The sequence below is a fragment of the Autumnicola psychrophila genome, from assembly GCF_031846645.1.
Lineage (GTDB): Bacteria > Bacteroidota > Bacteroidia > Flavobacteriales > Flavobacteriaceae > Autumnicola > Autumnicola psychrophila.
In genome coordinates this window covers 1-14172 of record NZ_JAVRHN010000016.1, presented here as the reverse complement: position 1 = coordinate 14172, position 14172 = coordinate 1, and the positions used below count along the sequence as shown (strand labels likewise).

The window sequence follows — 14172 nt, the reverse complement described above, 5'->3', positions numbered from 1 at the left end:
GATAATTTGCTTTATTATGGGTATAGTAACTTCCAGGGAAGTCGCCAGGGTGATGCATTTCGAGAAATATGGATTTCTCGGCACTTCCCTCGGCTGGATTATTCTTAGAACTACCAGGCTTTCCCGGCTCAATAAAGAATATGAAAAAAGAAAAAATCTGGAAGGCCCGGAATTTATAGATTCTATTCTTGAGGGTTTTGAAATCGACTTCGATATTCCCGAAAAGGATCTGAAAAGAATTCCGAAATCCGGTCCTTTTATTACCATTTCCAACCATCCGCTAGGTGGAATTGACGGAATGATCCTGATGAAAATTTTACTCAGTCAACGTCCCGATTATAAGATTGTTGCGAATTTCCTACTGCACCGGCTGGATCCTTTGCGGCCCTATATTATGCCTGTAAATCCCTTTGAAAATCACAAAGAGGCAAAATCCAGCGTAAGTGGTATTAAAACTGCCATCGCACATTTGCGTGAAGGAAACCCTCTGGGAATATTTCCCGCAGGAGAAGTTTCTACTTACAGAGACCATCGCATGATTGTGGACAAACCCTGGGAACCTTCTGCAATGCGGCTTATTCAGAAGGCAAAAGTTCCGGTAATCCCGATTTACTTTCATGCTAAAAACAGCACGTTTTTTTACAGGCTGGCTTCCATGAGCGACATCTTGCGTACTGCAAAACTACCCAGTGAAATGCTTTCCCAGAAGAAAAGAAAGATAAAGGTTCGTATTGGAAATCCTATCCCTGTAGAAGACCAGGTGCAGCACACCAATATTGAAGCTTTTACTGCTTTTTTACGCAGAAAAACCTATATGCTGGCAAATGTTTTTGAAAAAAAGAACATTTTCGAAAAGATTCCGAAATCTTTGAAACTCCCAAAAATTCCGAAGCAAATTGCGATAGCAACAAATGAAGCTTTAATGGAAAGCGAAGTGGAAACCTGCAGACAGCTTGACAAACGACTTCTGGTAAGCAAAAATTATGAAGTATTCCTGGCAAAAAAAGAGATCGTCCCAAATGTCTTGAAGGAGATAGGACGTTTACGGGAAATTACTTTTCGAGCAATTGGTGAAGGCACCAATAATGCTACAGATCTTGACAAGTTTGACAACTATTATTATCATCTTTTTCTTTGGGATAACGAAGCTAAAAAGATCGCCGGGGCATATCGCATGGGAATGGGAGCCGAAATTTTCAAGGATCACGGCATAAACGGATTTTATCTTCAGGATCTTTTTAGGTTTGAACACGAACTGCACGAGATGATGAGCCAGTCCATAGAAATGGGGCGCGCATTTATAACCAAAGAATATCAGCTAAAGCCGATGCCTTTATTTCTGCTCTGGAAGGGGATCGTGCATTGTACGCTTCGTTTTCCTGAACATAAATATCTTATTGGCGGAGTAAGTATCAGCAATAAATTTTCCAATTTTTCCAAGTCGCTGATGATTGAATTTATGAAATCTCACTACTACGATCCCTTTGTAGCTCAGTATATAAAACCGAAAAAAGAATTCAGAGTAAAGCTGAAAGATGCTGATAAAGATTTTATTTTTGACTCCAGCAATGCCGATCTGAATAAATTTGATAAAATCATTGATGAGATTGAACCTGAAAGTTTGCGACTTCCGGTTTTGATCAAGAAATACATCAAACAGAACGCGAAGGTGGTTGCTTTTAATGTAGATCCGCTGTTTAACGATGCAGTAGACGGATTAATGTATATTCGGATTGCAGATCTTCCTGAAAGCACTGTAAAACCAGTAATGGAAGAGTTACAGAAGGAACTGGAGCAAAATATTAATTCCGCGAAATAAAAATCTCTTTTACTCCTGTTAATTTCTTGTTATACTAAGCCACGATTTAGGAGAGCCGCCTTTTCATTATTACCTTACCAGATACAAAAAACTTGAATTAAATGGAAAATATACTTATAGCCGGGGCCACCGGCCAGACTGGAAAAAGAGTTGTTGAAATCTTAAACAATACAGAGAATTTTTCCCCCGTAGCCCTGATCAGGAAAGAGGAACAAAAGCAAATCTTCGAAGACATGGAAGTAGAAAGCATACTTGCAGATCTTGAAGGAAACCTGGATCATACCATGCAGGGAATAGATAAAGTAATTTTCGCAGCAGGATCTGGCGGGAAGACTGGTCCGGAAAAAACTACTGCTGTGGACAAAGATGGAGCGATAAAACTTATAGATGCCGCTAAAAAAGGTAACGTCAAAAAATTTATCATGCTAAGCGCTATGGGAACAGATACTCCCGAGAAATTTGAAGATCTTGAGCATTACCTGAAAGCGAAGAAAGCTGCAGATGAGCACTTAAGAGAGAGTGGAATACCATTTACCATTGTACGTCCCGGGGCTTTAACTGATGATATGGGCCTTGCTAAGGTAGAAGTTGCCGAAAAGCTTAATAAGCAGGGAGAAATTTCGCGTGATGATGTGGCATTTTTGCTTGTAATGAGCCTTGCAGATCCATTAGTGAAAAACATGACTTTTGAAGCCATTGAAGGTGAAGAATCAATTAAATCTGCGATGATTGAATTGAGTAAACTGGGTTAATCAGACTTTGCTGATTTTATTTTGAGGTAAGTAAAACAAGAACCTCCCGAATTGCATAGTTCGGGAGGTTTTTTTAATTCTGATAATGCTTTTCATTGACTTTAGCAATTGTCAAAGTTGAAGAAGCATTGAAGGCCTAAGCCCTGGCATTATGACTTTTTTGATACTGAAAATTGCCATTTCCCGGCCACCTCTTATTATTCAAGAAAAGCTTTATCCTTTGGTTCCCAAAGCTCAATTTTATTACCTTCAGGATCCATAATCCAGCCAAATTTTCCGTAATCATAGGATTCTATATCTCCAATTACCTGTACTCCTTCAGCTTTAAGGGTCTTTAATAATTCTTCAAGGTCTTCCACCCTGTAATTTATCATAAACTGCTTAGAAGATGGCTTATAATATTCAGTGTCTTCATTCATAGGACTCCACTGTGTCGAACAATCGTTACCTTCAGCATCCTTCCACCAAAAAGTAGATCCCCACTGATCTGTATCCAGCCCCAGATGTGTGGAATACCAATTCTTAACTGCCGCCGGATCTTTCGCCTTGAAGAAAATTCCGCCAATTCCCGTGACTCTTTTTTTCATTAGATGAAATTAATCTTTATCGCCTTCTCCACGGCCAAATTTCTCTGTTATCTTAGAAGCAATTACACTTGCAAGTCGTTTATGAGATTCCACCGTCCAGCCTGCCACATGCGGACTAAGGATTACATTTGGAAGAAACATTAACTCCCGCATTGCTTCCGGTAGTGGTTCTGCTGCACTAATAGCCACGTTCTTTTTGTTGGCAAAAAGGCTTTCAAAAGATGCTTTTTCATATTCCAGCACATCCAGTCCGGCACCAAGCACCCGGCCATCTTTAATAGCGGCCACCAGATCTTCAGTTACCACATTTTTTCCCCTCGCAGTATTAACAAACCAAAAAGGCTTTCTGAATTTTTTAATAAATTCATTATTGATCATTTGATGAGTTTTCTCTGTCCATGGAGTATGAAGGCTCACCACATCTACCTTTTCACAAAATTCATCCATATCAACCTGCCTGGCGTTATCATCTCCCACGTCAGCTTTAATATCATAGCAAAGCACTTCAGCATCAAAACCCCGGAGTTTTTTGGCAAATGCCTTTCCCATGTTTCCGTAACCAATAATTCCTACTGTTCTCCCGTCGAGTTCAATTCCGCGGTTTTCTTCACGATGCCATAGCCCTTCTTTCACCTCTTTATCAGCTTTGTTCAACTTGTTAAAAAGGGAAAGCAGCATTCCCAGCGTATGTTCTCCCACCGCATTCATATTACCTTCTGGCGCAGAAAACAGCGTTATTCCGTTTTCTTCAGCATAGGGAACGTCAATATTTTCCAGTCCGGCGCCTACTCTTGCAATGAATTTCAAATTTGGTGCGGCGTCTATAAATTCCTTATCTATCGTATACCGGCTCCTTATTACAATCCCGTCATATAAATGCTGATTTTGCAGGGTTTCTTCCCGACTTTGCTCATAAGCTTCAACATTGTGATGCCCTGCTTCAGCAAGTTTTTTAAGTAAAATAGGATGGTTGGTATCGGAGTGTAGAATAATCATTTGTAGTAGTTTTTGATTTAATCTATTATTGAACTAATTCATAACCTGAAATGAAATAATTTCCCGTTTTCAGATCATAACTTACAAAGGTAAAGAATGATTTTAATTAAGAAAATCAGAGATAAACAGATCAAAAATATTCACTCAAAAGCGCTAAAGATTCTGAAAGTACTCCGAAAAATTTTTCGGGAAACTAGAAGCCGAAAATTGACATTTTTCAGGTATCGCCTTCAGGAAAGCTATATAAATATATTTCAAAGAATTTCAGTAAGAAAAAATAGGTTTCGACTCCGCTCAACCTGACATTTGAAGAAGAAAATACAACTAAGGTTTCCTGAATTTGCTTAATTGTTCACACTTGGACAGGCTCAGTGTGACTCCGAAAAGGCTCTTTCTTTTTCCTTAGATGAAAAAGAAAGACGGCCTCACTTTAAATTTTACTATGAATTCTCAATTGATGATAGCCGATAATTGTCCTTTTCGAGGTGTCGCCTTCAGGAGAAGTTCTAGAGATAGTTTTAAAAAGTTTCAAAAAAGTAGGTTTCGACAGGCTTAACCTGACATTTTGAAGACGATTGGAACAGCTTCAGCATTAATAAAAAAACTACAGGCCGATAATTGGCATTTTTCAGAAGTCTCTTAAAATTCTAATATAGCCTTGGCAATGGAAAAGAAGATGATGATCCCGAAAATATCATTACTGGTGGTTATAAAAGGTCCTGTAGCCATAGCGGGATCTATTCCGAATTTATCGAGAATGATAGGCACAAAGGTTCCTATAAGAGAAGCTATAATGATTACTGAAATAAGAGAAATCCCAATTGTGAGACCAAAAAGAAAGTCAAAACCCAAAAGAAGAATTCCGCCTACAAGTAGCAGTGTTGCCAGTACAACTCCGTTTAAAAGGCTCAATAATATTTCTTTAATTAGCCTTTGCAAAAGCGAACCCCTTAAACTCTGATTCGCCAGACCCTGCAAGACAATTGCTGAAGATTGTACCCCCACATTACCGGCCATAGCGGCTATTAGCGGCACAAAGAAAAAGAGTGCAGCGTGCTCCTGCATGGCGGCATCAAATGTTCCAAGCACCGTTACACTTACAAATCCTCCAAAAAGAGCAAGAATCAGCCATGGCAAACGAGCCCGCGTTAATTTCCAGATAGTAGCATCTGCTTCTACCCCTTCAGAAATACCGGCCGCCATTTGATAATCCCTTTCTGCCTCTTCCCTGATAAAATCAACAATATCATCTATCGTTACACGGCCAACAAGCCGCCCCATTTCATCTACCACGGGAATTGCCTCCAGGTCATACTTCTGCATCACCCTGGCAACCTCTTCCCCCTCGGTATGTACGTTTACGTAATCTACAGTGGGAATATAAATATCGCTGATATTAGCTTTACTGGAGGCCGTAAGAAGATCTTTAAGTGAAAGGCGTCCTTTCAGTTTATCTTTGTTATCTACCACATATATGGAATGCACCCGGGTCACATTTTCAGCCTGGGCACGCATTTCTGTCATACAGCCTGTTACACTCCAGTTTTCGTTTACTTTTACCAGCTCTTTTGCCATTAAACCTCCGGCAGAATTCTCGTCATACCGTAAAAGTTCAACAATATCACCAGCGTGCTGCTCATCCTGAATTTCGGCAATTACTGTTTGCTGACGCTCAAGAGAAAGTTCAGAAATGATATCGGCAGCATCATCGGTATCCATTTCCTCTAACTCTTCAGCAATTTCTTTTGAAGAAAGGGTTTCCAGGATACGTTCCCGAACGCCAATATCCAGTTCCATTAACGCCTCTGCCGTTTTCTGGCTGTCCAGCAATTTAACCAGGTAAGTAGCCTGTTCGAGTTCTAACTCTGTTATAATTTCTGCAATATCAGCGTGGTGGATTTCCTCCAGAAGATCCAGCAATTCCTCATCCTTTTGATTTTCGATGAGAAATTCTATTCTTTCTATAAGTTCATCACTAACCTGAAATTGCATAAGGCTGAATTTTTAAAGTCAGATCCATAAAAGCCTCTGTACTTAGCTGCTCCGGACGCTGCCCAAATATAGTATCTTCCCTTAGACTATCGGGCAGATCAAAGCTTTTTAAACTATTCCTTAACGTTTTACGACGCTGATTAAATGCTGCTTTTACTACACGGAAAAACAATCTCTCGTCGCAGGGAAGGGAACAATCTTCCTTACGCCTTAACCGCAGCACACCACTGTCTACCTTTGGCGGCGGATTAAATACTGAAGGTGGCACGGTAAAAAGATATTCGGCTTCATAAAAAGCCTGCGTAAGTACAGATAAAATTCCGTAGGTTTTATTGCCTTCTTTCTCACAAATACGCTTTGCCACTTCCTTCTGAAACATTCCTGAAAATTCCGGAACCAGGTCACGATTCTCCAGTACTTTAAAAACAATTTGTGTAGAAATATTATAGGGAAAATTGCCAATTACAGCATAAGGCTCCTGCTGGAAAGCCTGGGACAGATCATATTTTAAAAAATCCTGCTCATGTATCCTGCCATGCAGTGCCGGGTAATTCTCATGAAGGTAGGCTACACTTTCAGTATCAATTTCTATCACATGCACTTCTGCATCTTTCTGAAGCAAATACTTAGTCAAAACGCCCATTCCCGGACCAATTTCCAGCACTTTCGTGTATCCGGAATAACTTAAGGTATCAGCAATATTTTCTGCTATAGTTTCATCTTTTAGGAAATGCTGGCCAAGATGCTTTTTTGCCCTTACAGCTCCGTTCTCTTCCCCAGCCCCAAAGGAGGCTTTAAATTTTTTCTGCTTTTTCATAACTGTGGTTTTATCTGCTCCTTTATGGCAGTCCGGGAAAGATTATTGTTCAGAAATTACTTCGAGTTCTGTTCTAAAAGCTACGAACTTTCCTTCGAAAGGTTTGGTTTTCGCCCTAAGTTCCTCTGCATTTTCATCGTAATATTCCTGAAGTAATTCCTTGCTGTCAGCGGTGTATTGAACAGAATAAGTAATTCCTCCCATTGGCTCCTCTACCATCACTTTGGTCATTAAAGCCTTTGAGAATTTTCCGGTTTTTAACATATCCGGAATATGTTCTTTTTTCATCCAGGCTACCCATTTCTCATGAATTTCTTCCTGGACATTAACAGTGACGTTATATATATACATAAAATTTCTTCTTTATTTGAAGTTTAGAAACAGACTATTCAAGTTGATCTCCCCGTAAAGTGCGGAAATTTTTCCTGGCTTCCACAAAAAAGATGCTGTCGGCAAAATTAAAAATTATATTTTCATAAAAAGTCATTGCCTTTTCCGGCTCATTAAGGTGATTGGCATATAATTCCGCCAGGTAAAAATTGGCATTATCGGCCAAAATATCTTCATTGTAAAGCTCTATAATCTGAAGATAATTAGCTTCCGCCTTTTTGTATTCTGCACCCTTCTCATACAATCCTGCCTGCTTCAGCAGCGCCTCGTCTTCAATTTTTTCCCCTTTATGAAACTCCAGAACGCTATCCAGAACACTTATAGCTTCGGAATCTTTTTGCTGAAATGCCAATAAATCTGCCCTGGCATATTGCTTTAATGCTGCCTGTGTAGAATCTTCAATGGAATTATCCTCGATAAGCAGGCTCAGTTCCATCGCATCATTGGCAATTAGCTGTGATGTTGAAGATTTTAAAACATCCAGCTGGTTTTTGGCCCATTCAAAATCACCTTTATAATAGCTGGTTTTTGCCACTTTAAAGCGTGCATTTTGAGAAAATTCATCGTTTTTCACAAGTTTCTGCACCTGTGAATAATAAATCAATGCTTCATTAAATTTTTCTTCTAAAACGAGAATATCGGCAAGTGTTAGTTTCACCTGAGCTTTGTCAAAGTTACTGGTCACGTTTTCAGACAGATTTTTTAGTAAGTCTACGGCTTCTGTAGTTTTATTTCTGTTAAAAGCCAAAAATGTAGCATAATCGATCTGAAGTGAAAGCGTATTTATACCATAGCCATATTGGTTTAACAACTGTTGAAATTCCTTGTCCAGTGAATCATATTCCTCCGGATTCGCACTTTCCTGTTTTAACGCTAATAAGAGCTGACTTCCTTGTAGAACGGTATTCTCTGAAGGCGACTCTTCTATTACATATTCTATAATTTCTTTCGCTGTCTCCAAATCTTTATTATCCCGGGCGATAATTGCCAAATTCATAACACCCTGTAGGCCAAATTCTCCGCGGCGGTACATCGCCTTTTCCTGAAGAAAAGCACGATCATATTGTTTTTGCTGAACAAAAAGCCAGCTAAGGATCTTATTATAAATCAAAGCAGGATTTTCCTGAAGCTTCTTCAGCACTAATTTCCTGAAGGTCACATTAGCTTCTGAAGAAGCATCTTCAGAAATATAGCGATTAAATTCCCTGTTGGCAATGGGAAAAAATTTAGGATCGGCGTCGATAAGGTCCAGGTAATTCTGAAACATCTCTTCCGTCTTTCCCTGCTCCCCGTAAATACGGGCAAGCTGGAGACTAAAATTCATATCTGCACTAAGCTCCATAGCTCTCTCATAAGCCTGGGAAGCGAAATCCAGCAGATTATATTTTTCAAATCCACGAGCTATAGAATAGGCATAATTTGGTCTGCCTTCAATTGCATCCAGGGCTTCTTCATAAAACTGTTTGGCCCTGGCTTTGTTTTCCTTCAGCTCAAAGTTATGGCCCAGTTCTATTAAAATATTTGGATTATTGGCTGAGTTATTTAGCTTCTCATACAAAAGCTTTTCTGCCTCTTCAAAATTCTCCAGTTGCTGATAAGAGGAGACCACCCCCTCGAAAAGCATGGGATTAGCAGGATTTTGTTTTAAGAGCTGCTGGTAAGTCTTAAGAGCCTTTTCATATTCTCCTTGTTCAAAAAAATTCCTGGCCAATTGTTCCGACTGTGCAAACAGCGAGAAACTGGCAGTTAAAAAAAGAATTATGAATAGAAAAAAGCGCATACTGTAAAGATAAGGATTCGATTAATTCCAGAGAGGTTACTACTACTGAATAAGTTTTATAAAATGAGATGTTTTGAAAAATAGTTGTGCTGAAAGTACTGATCCTGAAACAGTGAAATTTTTTAATTCTTATTTTTTCGAAGAAAATCTGGCTCAAATTATTTCTTTAACCTGTGCCTTCCGTTCCGTGTTGATGATATAGAACTGATTACCAACAGTTAAATGTATTATAATGTCTAAAAATTATTCGATAGTATTGAGCATAAATCTTATCTTAAAAAGAAAAAGATGAATCCAAACAGCAATAAGAAAAAAGATGAAGAAAGAGACGAAGTTATTTTGAACGACCAGCACAGTGATGGTGTTCATTTTAACGAAGACGTTCTAAAAGCAAAGGAAGCGGAAGGTGATCACGCCGAAAAGAGGAAAGAAAGAGACAATGACCTGAAGGACGCCAGTGAGGCAGAAGGCATTACACAGAGAGGAAAGAAAAATAAAAGAGACAGTTAGTCTCTTTAGGATTAAAAAGGCCATTCAAAATTATTTGGATGGCCTTTTTATTTATCCGCTAATCGATTATATCAAATCCGGTATACGGGATAAGAGCATCAGGCACTTTTATACCTTCAGGAGTTTGGTAATTTTCCAGAATGCCTGCAAGCACTCTTGGCAGGGCCAGTGCACTTCCGTTTAAAGTGTGTACAAGCTCTTTGTTGTTGTCTTTGTCTTTATAGCGCAATTTCAGGCGATTTGCCTGGAAAGCTTCAAAATTTGACACAGAACTTATCTCCAGCCAGCGATCCTGTGCGGTAGAAAAAACTTCAAAGTCATAAGTTAATGCCGAAGTAAATCCAAGGTCACCACCACAAAGGCGCAGAATGCGATAAGGCAATTTAAGATCCTTAAGAATATTTTTTACATGTTCCACCATTCCATCCAGGGCGGCATAGGAATCCTGAGGTTTTTCCAGCCTTACCAGCTCTACTTTGTCAAACTGGTGCAAACGGTTTAATCCGCGTACGTGGGCACCGTAAGAACCGGCTTCCCTTCTAAAACAAGGCGTATAACCGGTGCAGGTAATCGGGAAATCATTTTCGGTCAATAAATCTCCTCTAAACATATTGGTTATAGGCACTTCTGCCGTAGGAATCATATACAGATCATCTTGAGCAATATGATACATCTGCCCTTCTTTATCGGGAAGTTGGCCTGTACCATAACCGGAAGCTTCATTTACCATTAACGGCAACTGATATTCGGTATAGCCCGCTTCCACAGCTTTGTCAAGAAAATAAGTAATAAGTGCACGTTGTAACCTGGCTCCTTTTCCTTTGTATACAGGAAAACCAGCCCCGGTAATCTTATTTCCCAATTCAAAATCTATAATATCATACTTTTTTGTCAGTTCCCAGTGTGGCAAAGCACCTTCGGCCAACACCGGAATATCACCCTCTTTATAAACCTCTTCATTATCTTCTTCAGAAGTGCCCGCGGGAACAGAATCGTGCGGAATATTAGGAATAGTGTACAGGTGCTTCTCCATTTCAATAATAGTATTGGCAAGCAACTCTGAATAATTCTTCGAATTTTCTTTTAACCTTCCGGTTTTCTCTTTTAGCAAATTTGCTTTTTGCTTTTCCCCGTTTTTGAACAGAATTCCAATTTCTTTGGATAATTTATTGGACTCAGCCAGGGTGTTGTCCAGCTTTGTTTGCGTAGAACGGCGCATATCGTCGAGCTGCAGGATTTCATCAAAAATCCCCTGAGCATCAAAATTTCGTTTCTTTAAAGCTGCTATAAATGCATCTTTTTGCTCTCTGATAATGCTGACTTGTAACATAAGGGCGTTGATTTTTAAAGTGCCGGTTAAAAATTAATTTTGAAGCTGCAAATGTAACAAAAGCGCTTAAAAATTCTAGTCTAAATCTGAAGGTAAAATCCAGTCATTATGGCCAAAATGGCTCCATTCTGCCTTGGCCATATCTACTTTTGGATCAATAAGCTGTTTTAAAGGTCGCCCATTTACACTTACCCGTGCATCTACGTAAACTTCTACTTCCTTCCCCTTCTCAGCATACTCCTTTTCAAGGTATTGGGCAAACTGCCAGAGCATATCGGGCTTGGAATTAAGTGCCCGTCGTTGTTTTTTGCTTAAATATTCAGATTTTTTCACAACAAGGGTGTCTGAAGTTCCTTTTTCAACAACTTTAAAGTAACTGCTTCCTCTTTTAGACCGCAGCATCATTCTCCAGCTTAGACGATGTCCTTCTTCTGTCCACAACACATTATCCTGAAAAAACCAATGCCTTAGCGGCAGGGAAACCTGGATAATAAACCAGCACGCTAAAATGGCAATTATCGCCTTGTTATAGGAAGGTACTATGATTTCTCCTTTGTCGTAGTGCGGTTTTCTCTTCCGAAGGAACCATTTGTTGGTCTTTTCCGTAGGGAAAAAGAAAAGGATAAAAGCCAGCGAGAGGTAAGGAAAAATGCCGATCTGAAAAATTACGCTATTAAAAAGATGAAAGAACACAGCCATAAAAAATGCCATGAGACGTGTTCTTTTCCAAAGCAAAAGCGGAATTATCAGCAGGTCAAAAATAAGTCCGAACCAGGTAATTACCGGTCTTATCCATTGCTTCTGAAGAAAATCGCCCACCAGCCAGTAATCTTCTTTACTCTTCATCAGGATATCCGGCATTGTACCGTCCAGCCAGTCGGGATAGAATTTGGCGACCGAAGCGTAGGTGTACACAATCCACATTTGCAGCACAATTACGATCCAGACCCAGCGCGGCATAGAAATTTTTCTCAGGGATGGATTTTTTAAAGCGTCTATGGAGAGGTTACGGTGCGCAGGTAAAAAAAGCATAATGATGCAGAGCAACATTAGCAGGTAATAATGGTTATTATAGGAAGATTTTTGCATCAGATAAACGCCTGTCCACATAAGTCCGTAACAGAAAATGCTAATGCGGTATTTAAAACCCAGCATCACAAAAACACCAAATAATCCCATAAGTCCGTAATACCAAAGCATAAGATCGCCCGGTAACGGTTGCAAGAATTCAAAACCTATAAAATTGAAAGTGAACTTTGGCGGATCTATAAGCGTTCTTTGGATCCATCCTGAAAATATTGCACCCCACGCTTCTATGGTAATTAGCATCCCAAAAAGAATGCGGAAGACTACAAGAGCAGAATTATCTATGTGTTTAAACAGCCACCTATTCAGCATAATTATCACGTATGTACTGCCTGGAAAAAGCCTGGTCCTGTTTCATCGCGATTTTTAAAGATTCTACTGAATCAAATTTTTTCTCGTCCCGAATGCGCACCAGTAGTTCAATCTGAAGTTTTTTATCATAAAGATCCTGTTCCAGATCAAAGAAGTAAGTTTCAACCGTTTGATCTTCCCCTCCAACGGTAGGATTTGTACCAATGTTCATCATTCCGAAGAAATATTTTCCATCAATTTGGGATCTTACCACATAAACTCCATTTTTCGGAATTAACTTGTAATCCTCCTTTATTTCCAGATTGGCGGTAGGAAAATTAAATTCTTTTCCCAGTCCGCGACCTTTTACCACAGTTCCGGTTAAGGTAAAAGGGTGCTGCAGGTAATTATTTGCCTTTTCAACCCTTCCTTCATAAAGAGCATTTCTGATCTTGGTAGAACTTACCGCAACTGCTTCTACTTCCTGTTTGCTAATTTCTTCGACTTCAAAACCGAATTGCTCTCCAAAATCCTTGAGATTATTAATGTCTGCAGTACGATTTCTTCCAAAACGATGATCGTAGCCGATAATTACCTTTTTCGCCTTCAGTTTATTTACGAGTATATCGCGTACAAATTCCAATGCCGAAAGTCTTGAAAACTGGTGCGTAAAAGGGTGGACTATTAAATGATCCACGCCGGTAGATTCCAGCATCTGCTTCCTTTCAGCAATTGTATTGATTAACTTAAGTCCGCTTTCTTTTTGCAGCACCATTCTTGGATGCGGGAAAAAAGTAAGGATAGCAGATTCAAGATTATTTGCTTTTGCTGTATTTACCAGCCGTTCAATAATTTTTTGATGACCTGCATGTACTCCGTCAAAAGTCCCTATAGTTACCGCCGTCTGGCACTCACTGTGAAAAGCATTTGCTCCCTGATGTTCTTTCAAAGTCGGCTTATTTTCCGTTAAAATTATTCATTGTATTCGAAACTCCTGCAGTTCCAAAAGACTTAATAAGTTCTGCAGATTTTTTTAATCTTTCCGGAAGGTTTTTCTCTTCCTCTTCCGTCCATTCCCCCAGCACGTAATCTATCTGTTTTCCTTTGGAAAACTCGTCACTTATTCCAAATCTAAATCTGTTATAACTTGTGGTATTCAGGACGTTTTGGATGTCTTTTAGCCCATTATGCCCTCCATCACTGCCTTTTGTTTTTAATCGTAAGGTTCCAAAGGCAAGGTTAAGATCATCTGTAACCACCAGCAGGTTTTCGGGAAGAATTTTCTCCTTCGTCATCCAGTAATTCACTGCTTTTCCACTGAGATTCATGTAAGTACTGGGCTTCAGCAAAATAAAAGTCCGTCCTTTAAATTTGAATTGGGCGATATCTCCCAGCCTGTCGGTAGAAAAGTTAACTTCCTCCTGAGCGGCGAGAAAATCCACAATCTTAAAACCTATATTATGTCTGGTATTTTCATATTCCCGACCAATATTTCCAAGGCCGGCGATTAAAAATTTCTTCATGGGATCTATTTCTTCTTCCTGAGGCTTTCTTTTACTTAATATTCTTCCGAAGAAAGACAGCATATGCTCTTTTTTGGTAAAGATAAAATTAAATATTCAGTTGAAAGTCGGAAAGTTTTAAAGTTGAAAAGTTCCAGGATTAACTGATTGATGAAAACTGGAATTTTTGGCTGTAGGTCGTAGACCGTAGACTGTAGACCGTTAGTTTAAAATAAAAAGGTTAAGGTTTTACTCAAGGCCGAAAATTGGCATTTTTAAAGGCTCTTTAAGTGGAGAGAGGAAAGTGGAAAGCTTTAAGC

The 14172-nt window shown here is 39.4% G+C and carries 13 protein-coding genes; 3 read left to right on the top strand and 10 right to left on the bottom strand.

The features are described from left to right. Window positions 1-16 precede the first annotated feature (16 nt). Both RM541_RS16280 and RM541_RS16275 read left to right on the top strand, forming a co-directional pair. A complete protein-coding gene (locus tag RM541_RS16280; RefSeq protein ID WP_311501193.1) occupies window positions 17-1819 on the top strand; it encodes a GNAT family N-acyltransferase in 1803 nt (600 codons plus the stop codon). Between the two features lie 101 nt (window positions 1820-1920). After that, window positions 1921-2571: an SDR family oxidoreductase gene (locus RM541_RS16275; RefSeq protein ID WP_311501192.1), complete on the top strand. Its 651-nt coding sequence runs from the start codon at window positions 1921-1923 to the stop codon at window positions 2569-2571. Between the two features lie 197 nt (window positions 2572-2768). Here RM541_RS16275 and RM541_RS16270 read toward each other — a convergent pair whose 3' ends face one another. The 6 genes from RM541_RS16270 to RM541_RS16245 all read right to left on the bottom strand — a co-directional run bounded on the left by RM541_RS16270 (window position 2769) and on the right by RM541_RS16245 (window position 9133). Then, a complete protein-coding gene (locus RM541_RS16270) occupies window positions 2769-3158 on the bottom strand; it encodes a VOC family protein (protein WP_311501191.1) in 390 nt (129 codons plus the stop codon). 9 nt (window positions 3159-3167) lie between these two features. Further along, on the bottom strand, window positions 3168-4154 hold the full coding sequence (locus RM541_RS16265) for a 2-hydroxyacid dehydrogenase (RefSeq protein WP_311501190.1): 987 nt from the start codon (window positions 4152-4154) through the stop codon (window positions 3168-3170). A gap of 639 nt (window positions 4155-4793) precedes the next feature. Next, the gene (mgtE, locus tag RM541_RS16260; protein ID WP_311501189.1) at window positions 4794-6146 is read right to left on the bottom strand and encodes a magnesium transporter; all 1353 of its coding nucleotides are present in this window, start codon (window positions 6144-6146) and stop codon (window positions 4794-4796) included. Continuing rightward, window positions 6130-6963, bottom strand: a complete 834-nt coding sequence (gene rsmA, locus RM541_RS16255; protein WP_311501188.1) for a 16S rRNA (adenine(1518)-N(6)/adenine(1519)-N(6))-dimethyltransferase RsmA — start codon at window positions 6961-6963, stop codon at window positions 6130-6132. Before rsmA ends, mgtE begins: the two co-directional genes overlap by 17 nt. Before the next feature lie 42 nt (window positions 6964-7005). Further along, window positions 7006-7314, bottom strand: a complete 309-nt coding sequence (locus tag RM541_RS16250) for a DUF4286 family protein (RefSeq protein WP_311501187.1) — start codon at window positions 7312-7314, stop codon at window positions 7006-7008. Between the two features lie 34 nt (window positions 7315-7348). Next, window positions 7349-9133: a tetratricopeptide repeat protein gene (locus tag RM541_RS16245; protein WP_311501186.1), complete on the bottom strand. Its 1785-nt coding sequence runs from the start codon at window positions 9131-9133 to the stop codon at window positions 7349-7351. A 288-nt stretch (window positions 9134-9421) separates the two neighbouring features. Here RM541_RS16245 and RM541_RS16240 point away from each other — a divergent pair, with 288 nt between their 5' ends. After that, entirely contained in the window at window positions 9422-9643 is a 222-nt protein-coding gene (locus tag RM541_RS16240; RefSeq protein WP_311501185.1) for a hypothetical protein, read from the top strand. A gap of 58 nt (window positions 9644-9701) precedes the next feature. On the opposite strand, the gene serS is transcribed toward RM541_RS16240, so the two are convergent. The 4 genes from serS to pth all read right to left on the bottom strand — a co-directional run bounded on the left by serS (window position 9702) and on the right by pth (window position 13936). Beyond that, entirely contained in the window at window positions 9702-10973 is a 1272-nt protein-coding gene (gene serS / locus RM541_RS16235) for a serine--tRNA ligase (protein WP_311501184.1), read from the bottom strand. Between the two features lie 75 nt (window positions 10974-11048). Next, complete coding sequence (locus RM541_RS16230) at window positions 11049-12371, bottom strand: HTTM domain-containing protein (protein WP_311501183.1); 1323 nt, start codon at window positions 12369-12371, stop codon at window positions 11049-11051. After that, entirely contained in the window at window positions 12361-13299 is a 939-nt protein-coding gene (locus RM541_RS16225) for a bifunctional riboflavin kinase/FAD synthetase (RefSeq protein ID WP_311501182.1), read from the bottom strand. The genes RM541_RS16230 and RM541_RS16225 overlap by 11 nt, the downstream gene beginning before the upstream one ends. A 7-nt stretch (window positions 13300-13306) precedes the next feature. Further along, entirely contained in the window at window positions 13307-13936 is a 630-nt protein-coding gene (gene pth / locus RM541_RS16220) for an aminoacyl-tRNA hydrolase (RefSeq protein ID WP_311501181.1), read from the bottom strand. Window positions 13937-14172 lie beyond the last annotated feature (236 nt).